The sequence below is a fragment of the Meiothermus sp. genome, from assembly GCF_026004115.1.
Lineage (GTDB): Bacteria > Deinococcota > Deinococci > Deinococcales > Thermaceae > Meiothermus.
Window position 1 is genome coordinate 300,954 of record NZ_BPIM01000001.1, and the last position, 16,454, is coordinate 317,407.

General features: G+C 61.1%; 16 protein-coding genes and 1 pseudogene. 6 read left to right on the forward strand and 11 right to left on the reverse strand.

Annotation, left to right across the window (positions count from 1 at the left end):
- Positions 1-241: 241 nt before the first annotated feature.
- The gene (locus tag Q0X23_RS01450) at positions 242-643 is read right to left on the reverse strand and encodes an NADH-quinone oxidoreductase subunit 15 (RefSeq protein WP_297858634.1); all 402 of its coding nucleotides are present in this window, start codon (positions 641-643) and stop codon (positions 242-244) included.
- A gap of 317 nt (positions 644-960) precedes the next feature.
- Between Q0X23_RS01450 and uvrC the strand changes: the two are divergent.
- From uvrC to Q0X23_RS01480, 6 genes and pseudogenes are all read left to right on the forward strand, one after another.
- A pseudogene (gene uvrC / locus Q0X23_RS01455) lies at positions 961-2,764 on the forward strand (excinuclease ABC subunit UvrC).
- A gap of 260 nt (positions 2,765-3,024) precedes the next feature.
- The gene (locus tag Q0X23_RS01460; RefSeq protein ID WP_297858635.1) at positions 3,025-4,041 is read left to right on the forward strand and encodes a homoserine dehydrogenase; all 1,017 of its coding nucleotides are present in this window, start codon (positions 3,025-3,027) and stop codon (positions 4,039-4,041) included.
- Between the two features lie 106 nt (positions 4,042-4,147).
- Positions 4,148-5,476 (forward strand): threonine synthase, encoded by a 1,329-nt coding sequence (gene thrC / locus Q0X23_RS01465; protein ID WP_297858636.1) that lies wholly within the window; start codon positions 4,148-4,150, stop codon positions 5,474-5,476.
- A 51-nt stretch (positions 5,477-5,527) separates the two neighbouring features.
- Positions 5,528-5,839 carry a hypothetical protein gene (locus Q0X23_RS01470; RefSeq protein ID WP_119339431.1) on the forward strand — a complete coding sequence of 104 codons (312 nt, stop codon included), beginning with the start codon at positions 5,528-5,530 and terminating at the stop codon, positions 5,837-5,839.
- Positions 5,840-5,863: 24 nt separating this feature from the next.
- Positions 5,864-6,205 carry a hypothetical protein gene (locus Q0X23_RS01475; RefSeq protein WP_297858637.1) on the forward strand — a complete coding sequence of 114 codons (342 nt, stop codon included), beginning with the start codon at positions 5,864-5,866 and terminating at the stop codon, positions 6,203-6,205.
- A complete protein-coding gene (locus Q0X23_RS01480; protein ID WP_297858638.1) occupies positions 6,202-6,969 on the forward strand; it encodes a nitrilase-related carbon-nitrogen hydrolase in 768 nt (255 codons plus the stop codon). The genes Q0X23_RS01475 and Q0X23_RS01480 overlap by 4 nt, the downstream gene beginning before the upstream one ends.
- Here the strand turns inward: Q0X23_RS01480 and Q0X23_RS01485 are convergent.
- The 10 genes from Q0X23_RS01485 to Q0X23_RS01530 all read right to left on the reverse strand — a co-directional run bounded on the left by Q0X23_RS01485 (position 6,933) and on the right by Q0X23_RS01530 (position 16,280).
- Positions 6,933-7,286 carry a hypothetical protein gene (locus Q0X23_RS01485; protein WP_297858639.1) on the reverse strand — a complete coding sequence of 118 codons (354 nt, stop codon included), beginning with the start codon at positions 7,284-7,286 and terminating at the stop codon, positions 6,933-6,935. The two genes, Q0X23_RS01480 and Q0X23_RS01485, sit on opposite strands and share 37 nt — an antisense overlap.
- A gap of 354 nt (positions 7,287-7,640) precedes the next feature.
- The gene (locus tag Q0X23_RS01490) at positions 7,641-8,306 is read right to left on the reverse strand and encodes a V-type ATP synthase subunit D (RefSeq protein WP_119342063.1); all 666 of its coding nucleotides are present in this window, start codon (positions 8,304-8,306) and stop codon (positions 7,641-7,643) included.
- Positions 8,307-8,373: 67 nt separating this feature from the next.
- Positions 8,374-9,774 (reverse strand): V-type ATP synthase subunit B, encoded by a 1,401-nt coding sequence (locus Q0X23_RS01495; RefSeq protein ID WP_119342064.1) that lies wholly within the window; start codon positions 9,772-9,774, stop codon positions 8,374-8,376.
- Between the two features lie 52 nt (positions 9,775-9,826).
- A complete protein-coding gene (locus Q0X23_RS01500) occupies positions 9,827-11,563 on the reverse strand; it encodes a V-type ATP synthase subunit A (RefSeq protein WP_297858640.1) in 1,737 nt (578 codons plus the stop codon).
- 85 nt (positions 11,564-11,648) lie between these two features.
- Positions 11,649-11,969: a V-type ATP synthase subunit F gene (locus Q0X23_RS01505; RefSeq protein ID WP_297858641.1), complete on the reverse strand. Its 321-nt coding sequence runs from the start codon at positions 11,967-11,969 to the stop codon at positions 11,649-11,651.
- A complete protein-coding gene (locus Q0X23_RS01510; protein WP_297858642.1) occupies positions 11,966-12,943 on the reverse strand; it encodes a V-type ATPase subunit in 978 nt (325 codons plus the stop codon). Before Q0X23_RS01510 ends, Q0X23_RS01505 begins: the two co-directional genes overlap by 4 nt.
- A gap of 2 nt (positions 12,944-12,945) precedes the next feature.
- The gene (locus tag Q0X23_RS01515; protein WP_297858643.1) at positions 12,946-13,512 is read right to left on the reverse strand and encodes a V-type ATP synthase subunit E; all 567 of its coding nucleotides are present in this window, start codon (positions 13,510-13,512) and stop codon (positions 12,946-12,948) included.
- A 66-nt stretch (positions 13,513-13,578) separates the two neighbouring features.
- Positions 13,579-13,875, reverse strand: coding sequence for a F0F1 ATP synthase subunit C (locus tag Q0X23_RS01520; RefSeq protein ID WP_297858644.1), 297 nt, complete (start codon positions 13,873-13,875; stop codon positions 13,579-13,581).
- A gap of 99 nt (positions 13,876-13,974) precedes the next feature.
- Positions 13,975-15,957 (reverse strand): V-type ATP synthase subunit I, encoded by a 1,983-nt coding sequence (locus Q0X23_RS01525; protein ID WP_297861141.1) that lies wholly within the window; start codon positions 15,955-15,957, stop codon positions 13,975-13,977.
- 8 nt (positions 15,958-15,965) lie between these two features.
- Entirely contained in the window at positions 15,966-16,280 is a 315-nt protein-coding gene (locus tag Q0X23_RS01530; protein ID WP_297858645.1) for a V-type ATPase subunit subunit G family protein, read from the reverse strand.
- Positions 16,281-16,454 lie beyond the last annotated feature (174 nt).

Below are 16,454 nucleotides of genomic sequence, written 5' to 3' on the forward strand. Positions count from 1 at the left end.
ACAGACCAAACACAACCGCGTAAAATCAAAACAACACTGCCAAGACCCCCAGGCTAAAGTTTCCGATGCGAATTTGGCCCAGCAGGTAGCCAATCGCGGCCACCAAAAAGAGTAGCAATAGCGGGTTTTCCCTGAGCGGCAGCATCCTCTCTCCCCCATCCATCATGCGCCCTGTATTCGGGACAGATCGCCCAAAAAAGCAAAAATCCCCCTTTGTGGGGGATGTTCCCAGACCTGCCCCTTACCTGGCCAGCGCGCTTCGGGCCCGGTCGGCCATCTGGTAGAGCTTTTCCCTGGTAAGGGGGATTTTGCCCTCCAGAGCCAGCCCCTTGCCGTCTTCCCAGTGGGCATGGTGGTGGATGTGACCCCCCGGAACCCGGAAGGCCACATGCTTGAGCTTGGCATGGCGCGGCGAGACCGAGGCAAAGAAGAAAGGCTCTCCCCGCTCATCCGAAAGCGAGACCGCCATCATGGTGGTAGGCAGTTCGTAGGGGCGCTCCATGCGGTAGATGAAGTCGGGGAAATCGGACTCTTTGGTGAACAGCACACCTTTTTCTGAGGCGTATTGCTTCATCCATTCGATAACCTGTACCCAGGCCTGGTAGAGCATTTCGTCGTGGTGAGGGTCGTGGGCAGCGCTCATGACCTTTATAGTTTATCGGTTTAGCGTGACAAAGTCTAAGTGGTCTGGCAACCAGGAAATCGGTATGCACTACTATCCCTCTCAATGAGCCGCACATCGCAATTTTGGGCAATCAAGGTGCTCTAAAACATGCCGAAAAATAAGTTACCCGTGCACCAAGAGAGCACTCGAAAACTCGCTTAAGAACTCGAGTTTAGCCAGTCGCTTATGTCCGGCCCCAAAACCGCGCAAAACCACAAAAAGCGATTCGGCAGACCCTCCCGAGGTTAGAAACAAGTTACACAAAGCCCGCAGGCGTGTACTAGGATAAGGTTTACATGCGGCTGGAAGATCTTCCTCCTTTGCCCGAGGCGCCAGGAGTCTACCTCTGGAAAGCTGGCGAAAGCGTCATCTACGTGGGCAAGGCCAAAAACCTCAAGGCCCGGGTGACCAGCTATTTTCACAGCGAGGGCAAAAGCCTGCGGGTTTCCCAGGAAGCCACCCACCTCGAGTTCATCGTGCTGCGCGACGAGGTGGAAGCACTTTTGCTCGAGGCCAACCTCATCAAGCACCACCGCCCCCATTACAACATCTTGATGAAGGACGATAAGCACTACCCTTTCCTGAAGCTAACCCAGGAAGAATGGCCCATGCTGATGGTAGTGCGGCGGGTGCAAAACGACGGGGCCCGCTACTGGGGGCCTTTCCCCGAGGCTTCGGCGGTGCGGCGCATCAAACGCCTGGTCGACCGCTTTTTCCCACTGCGTCAGAATTCCGGCTTCCCCTTCAAAAAAAGGCGCTACCCCTGCCTCAACCACTCCATGGGACGCTGCCTGGCCCCCTGTGTGGGCAAGGCCGACCCCGAGCAGTACCGGGTGGTGGTACAGCAAGTTGAAAACCTGCTGGACGGCAAGGTAGAGGCTCTTTACGAAAGCCTCGAGCAGCAGATGCGGGCGGCGGCCCAGCACCAGGACTTCGAGCGGGCGGCGGAGATACGCGACCAGATCGTTGCAGTGCGAAGCTTCTTTGGCACCAACCAGCAAGCCTACGACCCCGAGCTGGGCGACCTGGATTTTTTAGGTTTTGCCCGAGCGGGCGATTACGCCCTCATTCAGCACTATCAGATGCGTGGGGGGCAGATGCTGGGGCGCATCAGCCGCTTTGTAGAGGGGGTCAAGGAGGCCAGCGACGCCGAATTGCTGGAAGCCTTTTTGCGCGACTACTACCTCGAGGCCACCCCGCTGCCCCCGCTGGTGCTGCTGCCCTTCGATCTGGAAGCCCAGGATGCTTTCTCGGCCTTTCTGAGCAGCAAAGGGCGCAAGGTAGAAGTTCGCATCCCCCAGCGCGGCGACAAAACCCGCCTGATTGAGCTCGCCCAGAAGAACGCAGAGACCGCCTCTGCACACCGAACTCAAGGTGCTCGAGCGCAAAGGCGACCACCCCGGCCTCAAGGGGCTAATGGAGGTCTTGGGGCTTTCACGTCGCCCCTACCGCATCGAGGGCTACGATATCTCCAACCTGCTGGGCGAGAGCGTGGTGGGCTCCATCACCGTATTCGAGGGGGGGCGCCCCAAAAAAGCCGAGTACCGACGCATTAAAATTAAGGGTCTGCAAGGACAGCCCGACGACTTTTTCTCCATGGAGCAAACCATCCTCCGGCGCTTCACCGGCAGCCTGGCGGAGCAAATGCCCATCCCCGACCTGATCCTGATCGACGGCGGGCTGGGCCAGGTGCGGGCGGCTCAAAAGGGCCTGAAGCAGGCCGGCCTCGATATTCCGCTGGTGGGGTTGGCCAAGCGCGAGGAGACCCTGGTTCTGCCCGATGGACGCACCATTGGGCTTCCGCTAAGCCATCCCGCCTTGCAAATCCTGATCTACCTGCGCGACGAAACCCACCGCAACGGCCTCGAGTTCCACCGCAAACTCCGCAACCAAAAAACCCTAAAGAGCATCTTCGACGATATCCCGGGCATCGGCCCGGCCCGCAAGATGGCCCTCTTGAACCACTTCTCTACCCTGGAAGAGCTGCGGGCCATGAGTGTGGACGAGCTGGCCAGGCTGCCAGGCCTCGATAAGCGCAGCGCCCAAGCGGTGCTAAAGGCCCTGGGGGCCGGCGTCCCTTCCGAGGGGTCTAGGGCTTGAGAAGTAAAGTCCATCGTCTATGGCCTACGTCTATAGTCCAAGGTCTACGGAAGGCTTTTATCGTTTTCCCCTTTCCCTCTGCCCCTCTTGGGAGAGGCTCGAGGCAACTCCGGCTGGCTTGGCGCTCATTTTGCCGAAATAGGACACTTCACCTGGCAACCCGGTGTGGCCGGGAGAGGGGACTGTGGCCCAGGCCTTTAGCCAGATGATGCCAGCCTGTAGACTGGCATTCCGCTCTAAGGCACGGTAGTCTTACGCCTATGGAAAGCTTGCGCATGGCCCTGATGGGGGGCGGAACCGTGGGAAGCGCTTTGGCCGAGCTGTTGCCTTTGCACCGGGCTCGCTTTGAGGCCCTGGGGCTCGAGGTCGAACTGGCCCGGGTGCTGGTGCGCGATACCCGCAAAAGTCGGCCCGGCATTCCCAGCCGGCTGCTGACCGATAACCCGGAGGGCTTTCTGGACGACGTGGACGTGCTGGTAGAGGTAGCAGGTGGCACCACCGTAGCCGCAAACCTGGTGTTGCAGGCGCTGGAGGAGGGCCTGCTGGTGGTCACGGCCAACAAAGCCCTGCTGGCCGAGCGCTGGGACGAGTTGCGTCCCTACGCCGAGGAGGGCAACCTCTACTACGAGGCCAGCGTAATGGCCGGGACGCCCATCCTGGGGGCCCTGCAAAGCCTGTGGGGCAACCAGACCCTGGAGATGCACGGCATTGTGAACGGCACCTGTAGCTACCTGATCCGGCGCATGGAGGAGGGCGCGACCTACGACGAAGCCTTCCAGGAAGCCAGCAACCTGGGCTACCTCGAGGCCGACCCCAACCTGGACGTGGGTGGGATTGACTCGGCGCACAAAATTACCGTACTGGGGCGGCTTACAGTAGACCCCGGCCTGCGCTGGGACAAGGTTTTGAGCCGCACCAGGGGCATCCAGCACCTCACCCCCCAGATGCTCCAGCAAGCCCGCGCCGAGGGCTACGCCATCAAGCTGGTGGCCAGCCTCTTCCCCGAAAAGGGCGAGTGGGTGGCGGCGGTGCGTCCGGTGCGCCTGCCTGAGTCGCACCCGCTGGTCACCATGGGCAGCGGACGCAACGCCCTGGTTTACCGGGGCGACCCGGTGGGGCAGCTGGTGTTTGCGGGCGCCGGAGCCGGTGGGGGTGTGACGGCGAGCGCTGTCCTGGGTGATTTGTACCGAGCCTTGTTGGGTACGCCCGGACACCTGCCCATTCCTGCGGCCGTTCCGGTTACCACGCAGGAAGTAGAGCAGCTACAGGAAGTTTGAGTCATGTTGGCGAATATGCAACAAAGGGCCGAAAGCACACAGGTCAGCCGTCCTGAGACCAGCGACCTGAGCCCCGCAACGCACCCGTTATGATGAGTTCCGCTCTATGATTCGCTACTACAGCACCCGCGACCCCCACAAAAACCTGGTGCGCTTCGAGGAGGCCCTGCTCAAAGGGCTAGCGCCGGACGGCGGCCTGTACGTACCTGACCAGATTCCCAAGCTCGACCCAGACCTGTGGCAGCGGGCCAACTCCATTGCCGAGGTGGGAGTGGCGGTTCTGAGAGAATGGCTGAAGGATGAAATACCTCTGGCCGACCTCGAGGCCATCGTGCGAGATGCCCTGAATTTTCCCTGCCCGCTGGTGAAGCTCTCGGACGATTTATATGTGCTCGAGCTTTTCCATGGCCCCACCCTTTCCTTCAAGGATTTTGGCGCCCGCACCATGGCCCGCCTGATGCAGTATTTTCTGCGCAAGCGGGGCGAGCGCCGCATTATTTTGGTGGCCACCTCCGGCGACACCGGCAGCGCAGTGGCCGACGGCTTTGCAGGCCAGGACAACATCGAGGTGGTGCTGCTCTACCCCAAGGGCAAGGTGAGCGAGGTGCAGGAACGCCAGCTCATCACCGAGCGCCAGGGCGTGCGCAGCTTTGCCGTGGAGGGCACCTTCGACGACTGCCAGCGCATGGTCAAGGAAGCTTTCGTAGACCCCGAGCTTTCGCACCTGCCCCTGAGCAGTGCCAACTCCATCAACATCGGGCGGCTGTTGCCGCAAGCCCTTTACTATCTGTGGGCCGCCGGTCAGATCAACAACCGCCCCCTCTCCCCTACGGGGGGAGGGGGCCGGGGGGTGGGGGCGGAAATCAACTTTTGTGTTCCCAGCGGTAACCTAGGCAACCTTATGGCCGGCGTGCTGGCCGCCCTGATGGGCCAGCCGGTGCACCGGTTTATCGCTGCCCACAACGACAACCACTTCTTCCCCGACTTCCTGCAGGGCAAAGTTGAGGCCTATCAGTTCCACCCCACCATCGCCACCCTATCCAACGCCATGGACGTGGGCTCGCCCAGCAACTTCGAGCGCCTGTACACGCTTTTGGGGAGTGAACGGCTGCGTTCGTGGATTTGGGGAACCACTGTCTCCAACGAATCTACGCTCGAGCGCATGAAAGAAACCCACGATAAATACGGCTATACCGCCTGTCCGCACACCGCCGTTGGCCTGGAGGCCCAGACGCGTTACCGCCGGGAAACCGGCGACCCCACCCCCCTCATCAGCCTGGCCTGCGCCCATCCAGCCAAGTTCCCGGACGTGGTCTTGCGGGCCCTGGGCCAAGAACCTCCCAGGGAGGAGGCTCTGGAAAGCCTGTATAGCCGCCCCACCCGCGTACAAACCATCGGCGCTACCCTGTCCGCCCTCAAGGCCCACTTACTGTAGAAAGCAGCCTCCTTCTGCTAAAAAACAGTAAGCTAAGGTAAGGTATCGAACATGGCAGACAAAGCAAAAGAAAAACAGAGCAAGGAACCCTTCCCGGGTGCTTACTTCGTTGGTCTAGTTATTACCCTGGTTCTCCTGATCGTTGTGGTGGCGGTGGGGGCCGGTTTACCGCCGGCTATCTCAGGTTTCTCGGTGGCGCTGCTCTTGGGCCTAACGGTTAACCCCAAGTATGCCCTGGGCTTTTTGAGCGCAGGGGTACTGGCCACGCTCTTGGGCTTTGCTGGCAGTGAACCCCAGGTGGCCTGGGGCGGCCTCGGGCTGATTCTTTCCAGCCTGGTGGTCTGGCGCTTTGTCAAAGCCTGAGGCTATTTGAAGTAGGTTTGGTGTATGCTGGGGGCATTTTTCAGGCGTTCGCTGGCGCCGGATCGGCTGGCCCGCACCCTCATTTATGCCGGTATTGCGGGCTTCATCTGGTTCTACTTTATTCAACCCAGCCCCTTTGGCTCCACGCTTTCGGTCACCACCCTGGTAGGGGCCGGGCTGGTGCAGTATGGCAGCGACAAACCCTTTGTCATCCCGCTTTATATCTACGTGCTGGCAGCATTGGTGCTCGCGCAGCTCGTGGGGCTGCTGCTGGGCGCAGGGGGGCAGCTCGGGGCGGCATTGCTGGGCAGCGCCCTGGGATTGGGCCTGCCCCATCTGGCTTACCGCCTGGGAGGAAAAGCATGAACGTAGCCCTGGTTCACCTGGCCACCCGCGAAACCCCCGAAGCCACCCTCGAGGCTGCTCTGGCCCTGCTCGAGCAAGCCCACCGGCAAGGCGCCGAGGTCGCGGTGCTACCGGAGCTTTTTCCCAGCGTATACCGCTACGAGGAAGCCCACAAAACCCCCGGCGTGCTGTCTGCGGTTGCCCAGTTTTGCAAACAGTCCGGCCTCACAGTGGTGGCAGGGGTTCTCGAGCCCCATCAAGACCGCTACGCCAACCGGGCGCAGGTGATCGGGCCCGAGGGCCTGCGGGCCACCTACACCAAAACCCACCTCATCCCCGCTTTCAACGAACCCGCTCACATGACCCCCGGACAAGACCTGGTACACCTGGGGCTCAAGGGCTTTCAGGCTGGCATTGCCATCTGCTTCGACCTGCGCTTTCCCGAACTCTTCCGCGCGTATGCCCTGGAAGGGGTCGACCTGTTCTTGATTCCTTCGGCCTGGCCCATGAGCCGCAGCTACGCCTGGGAACTCTTTTGCAAGGCTCGAGCCGCCGAGAATCAGGCTTATCTGATTGCTGTTAACCACGCTGAAGACCCCTTTGGTGCCGCCAGCCTGGCCATTGACCCCATGGGTATGGAGATGCTGCGACTCGAAGCCGAGGGGGTGGGCGTGGTGGCGCTTGACCCCAGCTATCCAGCCCGGCTACGCCAGGAGTTTCCGGTGTTTCCCCAGCGCCGCCCAGAGCTTTACGCGGGCCTCTTAAAAAGCCCCACCAGCAAGTAAACCAAAGCCCCCAGCATCAAGCCCTCGCCCCAGGCCGGGAAGTAGGGCCAGAGCATCTGCATCTCGAAGCGCCCCGCCAGCAACAGCGGCCAGGGCAGCAGGGCCCAGGCCAGCCCGTACTGCCGGTAGCCCGCCGCCAGCAGAAAGGCCAGCCCCACCCCGCGCATGTAAATAAGCCACCCCTGCCCCAGCTCGTTCTGGTAAATGAACCAGAGGAGGTTGAGCCAGACCCCCACTCCCCCCCAGGCCCAGCCAAAGCGGCGTATAGCTGTCAATGCCAAGAAAAACAAACCCAGGGCGACGAAAAGATCAAGCATTGCGGCTTATTCTAGGGCATTGCCCATCTGGCTTACCAAGTGCCCCAGCATCAAGCAATCGCTGTGGCCTACAAGCCGCAGGGCTGACAAAAAATTCGGGGCTACAAGCACCCCGAATTTATAGGGTTTCATACCGGATTCAAAAAGATAATCATCAAAACCAAAGACCCCCAGAGGCTATCTTTTTGAATCCTAGAGCACTCCCTTCCAAGGGGCGGTATCGCCCTCCGCTACGCGGATAACTTCGGCCCTGTTAGTTGGCCGCCATACGGCGCCGAACTAACCGAATCTGGTATCATACCAGATTCGGTTGATTCTTTACCTAACGGTACGAATCCACCCGACCGTGGATTCTTACAACCCAGCACCCTTTTCGATATGCGCCGAGACCTCACCGGTTTCCTCGGCCTCACGCCGCAAAATGGCGGCCTTGATGCGCTTGAGGGTGGTCACCTCTTCCAGCGCCCGCTGGTCGAGGGTATCGGTGACGAACTTGATTTGCTCGTTGATCTCGGGAATGGAAATTTGCTCCAGGGCGTTGACCCGGCGGTTGGTTTTCTTGATCTCTTCGCCGATTTTGCGCAAGCGGTTCTCGGTGTTGGCCACAGCGATGATGGCTTCGGCCAGCCTGCGAAAGGCTGTGGCGGCCTCGAGGGTTTTGGCGCCCACCCCAATCGGGCTGAAGGCCAGGCTACCGTCGGAGCTGGGCGCAGAAATCTTGGGTACTTTTACCCCATAGAGGCTTTCCACTTCCATGTGTACATCGATGGGAGTACCCGAAAGCGACTCCACCGCCTCCGGGGTATCGAAAGCCTTGGCTATCAGCAAGCTGAAGTAGGCGTCCTTGGCTGCGCTGTTCAGGGCCTCGCGGGCTTTGAGCGAGTCTTGCACCAGAGCAAAAAACTCGCCAATCAGGGCATCCCGCTTGTTCTTCAGCAGGTCAACGCCTTGCAAGGCCAGTCGCTTTTGGTCGCGCTTGGCCAGCAGGGTGGAGCGTGTAGGTGAGACTTGTTCAGCCATTAGCACCTCCGGTGTGCGAATAGCTGATAGCTAATAGCAGTCTTTGCTATTGGCTATCAGCAGCTCCTCACGCACCCACCAGCTCTTCCAGCTTGCCGGTCTTCTGGTGGTACTGCTCGATATACTCGCGCCGAATCCGCTTGAGTTCCGAAGCAGGGAAGTCGGCGAGCAAGGCCCAGCCAATGTTCAGGCTCTCCTCGATGGAACGTTCCTTCTGGCCCTGGTTGATGAACTTCTGCTCGAAGTTGGAAGCGAAGCGCAGATACTTCTTGTCAATCTCGGTCAGCGCATCCTCGCCGGTGATGGCCACCAGGCGGCGCAGGTTCACCCCACGGGCGTAGCTCGAGAAGAGCTGGTCGGCCAGCTCCTTGTGGTCGGCGCGGGTCTTGCCCTTGCCGATGCCGTTGTTCATCAGACGCGAGAGCGAGGGCTGGACGTTAATGGGCGGGAAGATGCCCTGCTGGGCCAGGTCGCGGGCGATGAAAATCTGGCCCTCGGTAATGTAGCCGGTCAGGTCGGGAATGGGGTGGGTGATGTCGTCGCCTGGCATGGAGAGGATGGGGATTTGCGTGACCGAACCCTTCTTGCCGTGTACCACCCCGGCGCGCTCGTAGAGCGAGGCCAGGTCGGTGTACATGTAGCCGGGGTAGCCCCGGCGGCCGGGAATCTCCTCGCGGGCCCCGCCGATCTCGCGCAGGGCCTCACAGTAGTTGGTCAGGTCGGTGAGAATAACCAGCACGTGGTAGTCGTGCTCAAAGGCCAGGTACTCGGCAGCGGTGAGGGCCATGCGGGGGGTCAGGAGGCGCTCCACGGTGGGGTCGTCGGCCTTGTTGAGGAACAGCACCGAGCGCGAGAGCGCCCCGGTGCGCTCGAACTCCTGCATGAAGTAGCTCACCTCGCGCTGGGTAATGCCCATCGCGGCAAACACCACTGCGAAGCCCTCGCCTTCGCCCAGCACCTTGGCCTGACGGGCAATCTGGGCAGCCAGTTCGTTGTGGGGCAGACCCGAACCGGAGAAGATGGGCAGCTTCTGACCCCGCACCAGGGTCATGTTCACGTCAATGGCGCTCACCCCGGTCTGGATGAACTCCTCGGGTTTCTCGCGGGCTACCGGGTTGATGGGCGCACCGTTGATGGGCAGGCGTTTGTCGGCCACCACCGGGGGCAGGCCGTCGATGGGGCGGCCAATCCCGTTGAAGGCGCGTCCCACCATCTCCTTGGAAACACCCAGGCGGGCCACGTCTTCCACCAGCGAGACGGTGGTCTTGTCGAGGTTCAGGCCCGAAGTCTCTTCAAAGACCTGTAGCACGGTGTACTGGTCGGAGACTTCAATCACCTGACCGCCGCGCACCCGGCCCGAGCCGTCGTCGATGTTCACGATGGCGCCGTAGGCCAGGTCGGCGGCCCCCTCTAAGAACAAGAGCGGGCCCGAGACGTAAGTTACGGCGTTGTATTCTTTCTTCAGCATCAGAACCTCCAGTTCGGCAGAAGGTGTCGCCGCGCATCGCGCAGCTTCCTCCCTAGGCCTTGACCGCACCCATGAAGGCCGTCTTGATCATCTGGTCGAACTCGGCCTTGTAGGCAGGGAACTCGGCTTCGGGGACGTATCGAGCGCGTCCGATTTTCTCGATCACCGGGTCGGAGAGGAAATCAGCGATGGTGCCGCCTTTAGAGAGGGCAACTTCGCCTTGTTTGTAGGCTGCGATGATCATCTGCATGATGCCGTAGGCCTTGGCCATCGAGCAGCTTGCATCCACCGGGTCGTAGCCGTTTTGCTGCAGGAAGTCCTCGCGGGCAATGCGGCCGATCTCGAGCGAAAGCCGCTCCGCATCTTGCAGCGCGTCGGGGCCCACCAGTTGCACCACCTGCTGAAGTTCGGCTTCGCGCTGCAGCAGGGTAATGATCTGCGTACGCACCTCGGGGTAGTCGGGGGCCACGTTCTCGCGGTACCAGGGCTCCAAAATGTTCAAGAAGAGCGAGTACGAACGGGCCCAGTTGATGGCGGGGAAGTGACGGGCACGGGCCAGCCCGGCATCGAGCGCCCAGAAGCCCCCCGTAATCCGCAGGGTGGACTGGGTGACCGGCTCGGAGAAGTCGCCACCCGCCGGCGAGACCGCCCCAATCACCGAAACCGCTCCTTGCTCGCCCGCCAGAGTAACCACCTTACCGGCCCGCTCATAGAAGCTCGACAGACGCGAGGAGAGGTAGGGTGGATAGCCTTCTTCGGCGGGCATCTCCTCCAGGCGCGAGGCGATTTCGCGCAGCGCTTCAGCCCAGCGGCTGGTGGAGTCGGCCATTAGCGAGACCTTGTATCCCTGGTCGCGGAAGTACTCGGCCAGGGTGATGCCGGTATAGAGGCTGGCCTCACGGGCCGCTACCGGCATGTTGGAGGTGTTGGCTACCAGGATGGTGCGTTCCATCAGAGGGCGGCCGGTCTGGGGGTCTTCTAGCTCGGGAAACTCCACCAGTACGTCGGTCATCTCGTTGCCGCGCTCACCACAGCCCACGTAGACCACAATGTTGGCATCGCCGAACTTGGCGATGGACTGCTGGGTCACGGTCTTGCCCGAGCCGAAGGGGCCGGGAATGGCCGCCGTACCCCCCGCCGCCAGGGGGAAGAGCACGTCCAGAATCCGCATCCCGGTCAGGAAGGGCTGGTTGGGGTCGAGTTTGCGCTGGATGGGACGGGCCTTGCGCACCGGCCAGTAGTGAGCCAGGCGCAGCTTGGTGCCATCTTCCAGCTCGGCGATGGTGTCGTCAATGGTGTACTGCCCTGCGCCCACAATGCTCTTGATTTTGCCGCCCTTGTCGGGTGGAACCAGAATCTTGTGGGTGAAGCTGAACTCGGGCACCGTGCCCAGGATATCGCCCCCCTTGACCTCGTCGCCTACCTTCTTGAGGGGGGTGAAGTCCCACTTCTTGGTGCGGTCGAGCGAGCTCACCTCGATGCCCCGGCTGATGAAGATGCCCGAGGCCGCCTGAATCTTGTCCAGGGGGCGCAAAATTCCGTCGAAGATACCGTTGAGCAAACCAGGGCCCAGCTCGAGGGCCAGCGGCAGCCCCGTGGTCACAATCGGCTCCCCCACTTGCAGCCCGTTGGTGTCTTCGTAGACCTGTACGAAGCAGGTGTTCCCATCCAGACGGATGATCTCACCCACCAGTTTTTCCTTGCCGACGCGCACGATGTCGTACATCTTGGCGCCTTGCAGGTTCTCGGCAATTACCGCCGGCCCTGCGATTTTTTTGATGGTTCCCACATATCCCCCTTTGTCGGATGCAGATGGCTGTCAGCAAATAGCTACGGGATTTTGGCCACTTGACTGTAAGCCATCTGTTATGGGCCTATAGTTTGATGTCGAACCCAATCGTCTCCCGCACCAACCGGCGCATATAGGCCTTGGCATCGCCCCCACCGCTAAAGCTATCGAGCAGGTTGGGCAGCGAAAGCAAAACCGGCGAATTGCGCCCCCGCATGACCCGCTCTGCGGCTTTGTTGGGGTCGGTCAGCAGGTTTTGATCCACTGCCACCAGGGCATACTGGTTGGACTGGATCATTTCGATGAGTTTTTTGGCCGCCTCGTCGGCCGTGGCCGTGACCGCCTCGAGGCCCGCGATACGGTAGCCGGAGGCCGTCTCGGCATCGGTTAGAACGCCGATTTTCATGCAACCTCCTTTGCCACCGCTTCGGGGGGCAGGTTGTAGAACGCCCGCCGGGCCAGCAGGCGGATGCGCGCACCTTCCCACTCCTTGCGGCGGATGTAGTCCAGGGCCAGGCCGGCCCCCAGGGTGTCCTTACCCCCCTGGGCCGCCTTGTCCAGCAGGATTCGCCGGAGGGCCCGCTCGAGCTCGCCCAGCGTGCGGGCGCTCGAGGCCGCCGCCAAAGGCGTACCGCTCAGGGCTTCCATGGCCCCAAAGTCGCCCGCGGCCACCCGGCTGAAGAGCACCTGGTTGACGGTGCTGCCTCCGGGGATAAGGTAGCCTTCGGCGTTGCCTGCCCCGAGGGCGTGCAGCTTGAAGGCGGTAGCCAGGTTGAGGGCGTCTACCTGCAATGCAAAGTAGGAAGCCAGCGCAGGCTCCCGCAGGCGGCGGGCCTTCTCGAGGCTATGGGCGTAAAAATCGCGGTCGAGGGCCACCTCCAGGGCCAGCGGGTCGGGGTTGCCAGCGGCCGCGTTGCGCAAAGCCTTGGCCAGAGGGTGGGTAGGAAGCTGCAGAACCTGGGCCATACTGGCTGCATCAGGGGCTTGTAGCAGGGCATTGATCAGGACATCGGACAGGGTTCCGCTGATCAGTTTGCCCTTGATCTCCTCTGCCGACTGACCCGCCGCCTTACCGCGAAGAATGGTCTTGAGATTGAGCAGGTCGGACTGCAACAGCAGCAGGTTGACCGCTTCACGCATGTTGCCGCTTGCCAGCCCAGGCAAATCTGCAACCATGCGTTGCATGTGGTTGGTGACGGCCCGATCCACATCGGCCAGAGAGTCGCCAACCATGTCCGGGCCGTAGACGGTGTCCCCCAGCGAGCGCACAAAGTCCGGGTAGGACTGCCCGGTCGCCTGCTGAAAAAACGCCTCGGGAACCATCTGGCTGCGCCGAGCCCGCAGGCGGGCATTGAGGTATGCGAAGCCGCTACCTGCCATACCTACCCCCAGATGGCCCTGGCCGCCTTGGCCGACAGGGCGTCCCAGGCCCGCTCGAGGCGCTCGCTCAAGGCATTCTGTACAAAAGACCGCCCCCCTTTAGCCACCAGTCGCACCCCGTCGCGAATGGCGGGGTCGGTTCTGAGTTCCAGTCCTTTGCTTTTGGCCCACTCGGCCAGCAAGTCGGCGTGGTTGGGGTGCAGCACCAGGGCTTCCGCCTCTCCAACAGCCGCCAGCGCTTCCTCGGCCAGCTTTTGGAGGGTCTGGCCGAACTCGGGGCGGCCGGTCAGGTCTTGCAGAGCCCGTTGCGCTTCCACTCTGACCTGATCCACCACCCTGCCCCGGGCCGCAATGCGGGCCTGGTTAACCAGCAGCTCGGCCGCACTCTCGGCCCGGCGCAACTGAGCCTGGTGTTCAGCCTCGAGCTGGCGCTCTTTGTTTGCCTTGAGGGCCTGGGCTTTTTGCAGGGCCGAGTCCAGAATGGCTTTAGCCCTGGCCTCTGCCTCGGCGGCAATGGCGCCAATCTCGGCTGCCACTTCATTTTGAAGAATATCTTCTAGTTTCGACATTTAGCCCCTCTTTAGGCTCCTGGCAGATGGCCGATGCTGACAGAACTGCCCCATCGGCTACAAACACTAGTTGATGAGGAACGAGAAAGCCAGACCGAAGATGGCAAGCGTCTCGGGGAGCAGAAAGAACAACAGGGCCGTACCAAAGTTGCGGCGATCCTCCACCACTGCCCCCAGGGCTGCCGCACCGATGGCCGACTGGGCCACACCCGTGCCCAGAATCCCCAGGCCAATGGCCAGGCCCTTACCGATGGCCGCATAGTTCGCACCCGCAGCCGCTTGACCTTCTGCAGCGAATGCAATGGTAACCAAAAGGGCAAAAACAAAAACCGAAACCAACTTAGCAGCTTTGGCAATCTTCATGCTCGTTCTCCTTTTCCTCTTTCTGATTCCAACTTGCCGGGAAATCCCAGCACTTCGTGGATTAACGCTACCGGCGTGCCAGGGTAAGCCTGCACACCCTCAACGCTCCTCACCGCGCACCGACTTGAAGGGACGGTAGGGGCGACCGCTCTCATCATAAAAACCAAAGTTGGTGCCGAACTCGATCCAAAGCAAACGGACGGGCTGCAACACGTGGCCCAGGGTAGTGATGATGATAACCGCCAGAAGGATGATCAGACCCACCACAAAACCCAGGATGCCACCTACAAAACCCAGTCGCTCAGCCATACCAAAGCCCACCTGGTTGGCCAGGCTGGCCAGCAGCGCCCCGGCCACCCCAACTGCGTAGATACGGATGTAGCTCAGGATCTGGCCGCCCTTGGAAGGCAGCTCGGCGATCATCAAAGGCATCTTGGCCAGCAGGGCGCTAATAACGAAAACCAGCAACCCTATCACCAGAATGGCCGTGAGCAGGCCGCTGTTGGACTGGGTCAGGTAGTTGTAGGCAAAAGCGATGAGGCCCACACAACCCGCCAGATACCCCAAGCCTTCCCAGAAGTGGCTCATATGGCCATGTTTGAGGCCTTGCTGCATACGGATGATAAAGGCGTAGAGCACCTGAATCACCCCAAAGGCAATGCTGGCCAGCATCAAGAAGGTAGCGGTTTGCTCAAAGTCGAGCCGGTTGATGGTCATGGGGATGAGCCCCTGGCCACCGTGGTTGGGGTCATAGAAGATGGTGCCACCCCCCGGCAGAATTTTGAGCTTTTCCAGGAAGGTTCCAAAAGCTTCGCCGTAGATGAAACCCCAGACCACCGCCCAGCCGGTCATCCACCACAGTACCTTGGAAAGACTGCCCACCACATCCGGGCCAAAGTTGGCGCCCAGGAAGCCGATAACCAGGTTCTTGCGGGCTTTAGCCAGGGAGCCCAACCAGTAAGCCAGCAAACCGAACAAAAGGGCAATTCCAATGTCACCCACCACCATTCCAAAAAAGAAAGGAAAGAAGGCGGCAATCATCAGGGTGGGGTCGTAGGTGCCGTAGCGGGGGGTATTGAGGAAGCCGTGCAAGAGCTCGAAGGGCTTGGCCCAGGCCGGGTTTTCCAGGGTTACGGGCACCTGATGCCCTTCGTGGTGCTCATCCACAGGTTCGAAGGTGTAGACAATCTGGTCGCGCAGGCGTCCCAACGCCTCCTCCACCCGCCCCTTGGCCTTCTGGGGAACCCAGCCCATTAAGGCAATCCCATACTGACCTGCGGCCATATCGGCGCAGGTCTTGTAGCGAGCCACTTCGTCTTTGGCCCGGGTCCACAAAAGCGTCAGGGCCTCCGCCGACTCCTTCTTGAGTCTGGCAATCTCCTCGCGAATGCCTACGAGCTCCTCGGGGGCCAGCCTGGCCCGTTCTTTCATGCGGGCCGCCGCTTTGGAAAGCGGCAGGGTGCCGTAGGTACCCGGAAAGCGCAACTCGCCCAGTCCCAGGCGCGATAGGGTCGAGCGGGCTATTTCCAGTTCCCCGCGCTTGACCACCACCACCGCTGCCAGCTGGTTTTCCAGGGGCTCTGCCTCGAGCACAAAGCGGTCGGGCAAGGCTTCTTGCAGGGCTTTGCGTACCCCCTCGAGCTCCTCCGGCTTGGCGAGCAGGAATGGTATCACCCCCAGCCGTGGGCTCTCGTCCAGGCCCTGTACCAGTGATGCCAACTTCTCGGCCGCTTTACCGAAGAGCTCGATGGTTTGAATCTCTTCCTCGAGCGCGGCCCGCTCCTTGCCCAGCACCTCGGCCCGGCTGGCCACAGGTCGGAGGGTAGCCTCGGCCTCTTCCAGCGAACCCCCAAACGGCTTGCTGCTCGGCACCGCCGCCAGGCCAGCCACTTGCAGCGACTGCTCGGCCTGCGAGGCCACCGTTTCCCAGCGTTTGAGCTCGGCTTCTTCAGCCGGAGATAGCCGGTATTCGCTCAGTTCATCGGGCCGCAGGGGGTCAATGTGCACCACCCCGGCTTTTTGCAGTTCGCTCAAAAGCGCTCTTGCCAGCCGCTTAGGCCCCGCCACCATCAGCTTTTCCATGGGGGCGATCAAGGCAGTACCTCCTCCAGCACCGCCTGAACCGCCCCGGCTACCTTGGCCGTTGCCGCCTCGGCGATGGCTTTAGCTTCGGCTTCGGCTTTAGCCCTGGCTTCGCTTTCAATCTTGGCTACCGCCTCGGCGGTGCGGGCTCGGTATTGGGCTTCCAAGTCCCGCGCAGCCTGCTCTGCTTCGGCCAGTATCTGAGCAGCTTTAGCCTCTGCTTCCCGAACCTTGGCCAGGGCGGCCTGCTTGGCGTCTTCAAGTTGCTTGGCCAAGGCTTGCTCACGCTCTGCAAGGCTTTTTATGAGTCCTGATCCAGCCACGTTCCCTCCTTTCTTGCTACCGTCGTTCAACGTTCGTACAGCGGGAAAGTGAGCAAGTGAAAACTTGCTCAAAATGAACCCTAAAAATCATAGCGATTTCTCAGGATTCATGTCAACGCGAGACAGCATACAATAGAGTCCTTCGCCCTGTTTTTGTTGGGAAGCACACATTTA

What these genes read in the sequence shown, in the direction of transcription:
- Q0X23_RS01450 (WP_297858634.1), bottom strand. Translation starts at nt 643, where the DNA reads ATGAGCGCTGCCCACGACCCTCACCACGACGAAATGCTCTACCAGGCC.
- Q0X23_RS01495 (WP_119342064.1), bottom strand. Translation starts at nt 9,774, where the DNA reads ATGCTGAAGAAAGAATACAACGCCGTAACTTACGTCTCGGGCCCGCTC.
- Q0X23_RS01460 (WP_297858635.1), top strand. Translation starts at nt 3,025, where the DNA reads ATGGAAAGCTTGCGCATGGCCCTGATGGGGGGCGGAACCGTGGGAAGC.
- Q0X23_RS01525 (WP_297861141.1), bottom strand. Translation starts at nt 15,957, where the DNA reads ATGGAAAAGCTGATGGTGGCGGGGCCTAAGCGGCTGGCAAGAGCGCTT.
- Q0X23_RS01490 (WP_119342063.1), bottom strand. Translation starts at nt 8,306, where the DNA reads ATGGCTGAACAAGTCTCACCTACACGCTCCACCCTGCTGGCCAAGCGC.
- Q0X23_RS01485 (WP_297858639.1), bottom strand. Translation starts at nt 7,286, where the DNA reads ATGCTTGATCTTTTCGTCGCCCTGGGTTTGTTTTTCTTGGCATTGACA.
- Q0X23_RS01475 (WP_297858637.1), top strand. Translation starts at nt 5,864, where the DNA reads ATGCTGGGGGCATTTTTCAGGCGTTCGCTGGCGCCGGATCGGCTGGCC.
- Q0X23_RS01515 (WP_297858643.1), bottom strand. Translation starts at nt 13,512, where the DNA reads ATGTCGAAACTAGAAGATATTCTTCAAAATGAAGTGGCAGCCGAGATT.
- Q0X23_RS01480 (WP_297858638.1), top strand. Translation starts at nt 6,202, where the DNA reads ATGAACGTAGCCCTGGTTCACCTGGCCACCCGCGAAACCCCCGAAGCC.
- thrC (WP_297858636.1), top strand. Translation starts at nt 4,148, where the DNA reads ATGATTCGCTACTACAGCACCCGCGACCCCCACAAAAACCTGGTGCGC.
- Q0X23_RS01505 (WP_297858641.1), bottom strand. Translation starts at nt 11,969, where the DNA reads ATGAAAATCGGCGTTCTAACCGATGCCGAGACGGCCTCCGGCTACCGT.
- Q0X23_RS01520 (WP_297858644.1), bottom strand. Translation starts at nt 13,875, where the DNA reads ATGAAGATTGCCAAAGCTGCTAAGTTGGTTTCGGTTTTTGTTTTTGCC.
- Q0X23_RS01470 (WP_119339431.1), top strand. Translation starts at nt 5,528, where the DNA reads ATGGCAGACAAAGCAAAAGAAAAACAGAGCAAGGAACCCTTCCCGGGT.
- Q0X23_RS01510 (WP_297858642.1), bottom strand. Translation starts at nt 12,943, where the DNA reads ATGGCAGGTAGCGGCTTCGCATACCTCAATGCCCGCCTGCGGGCTCGG.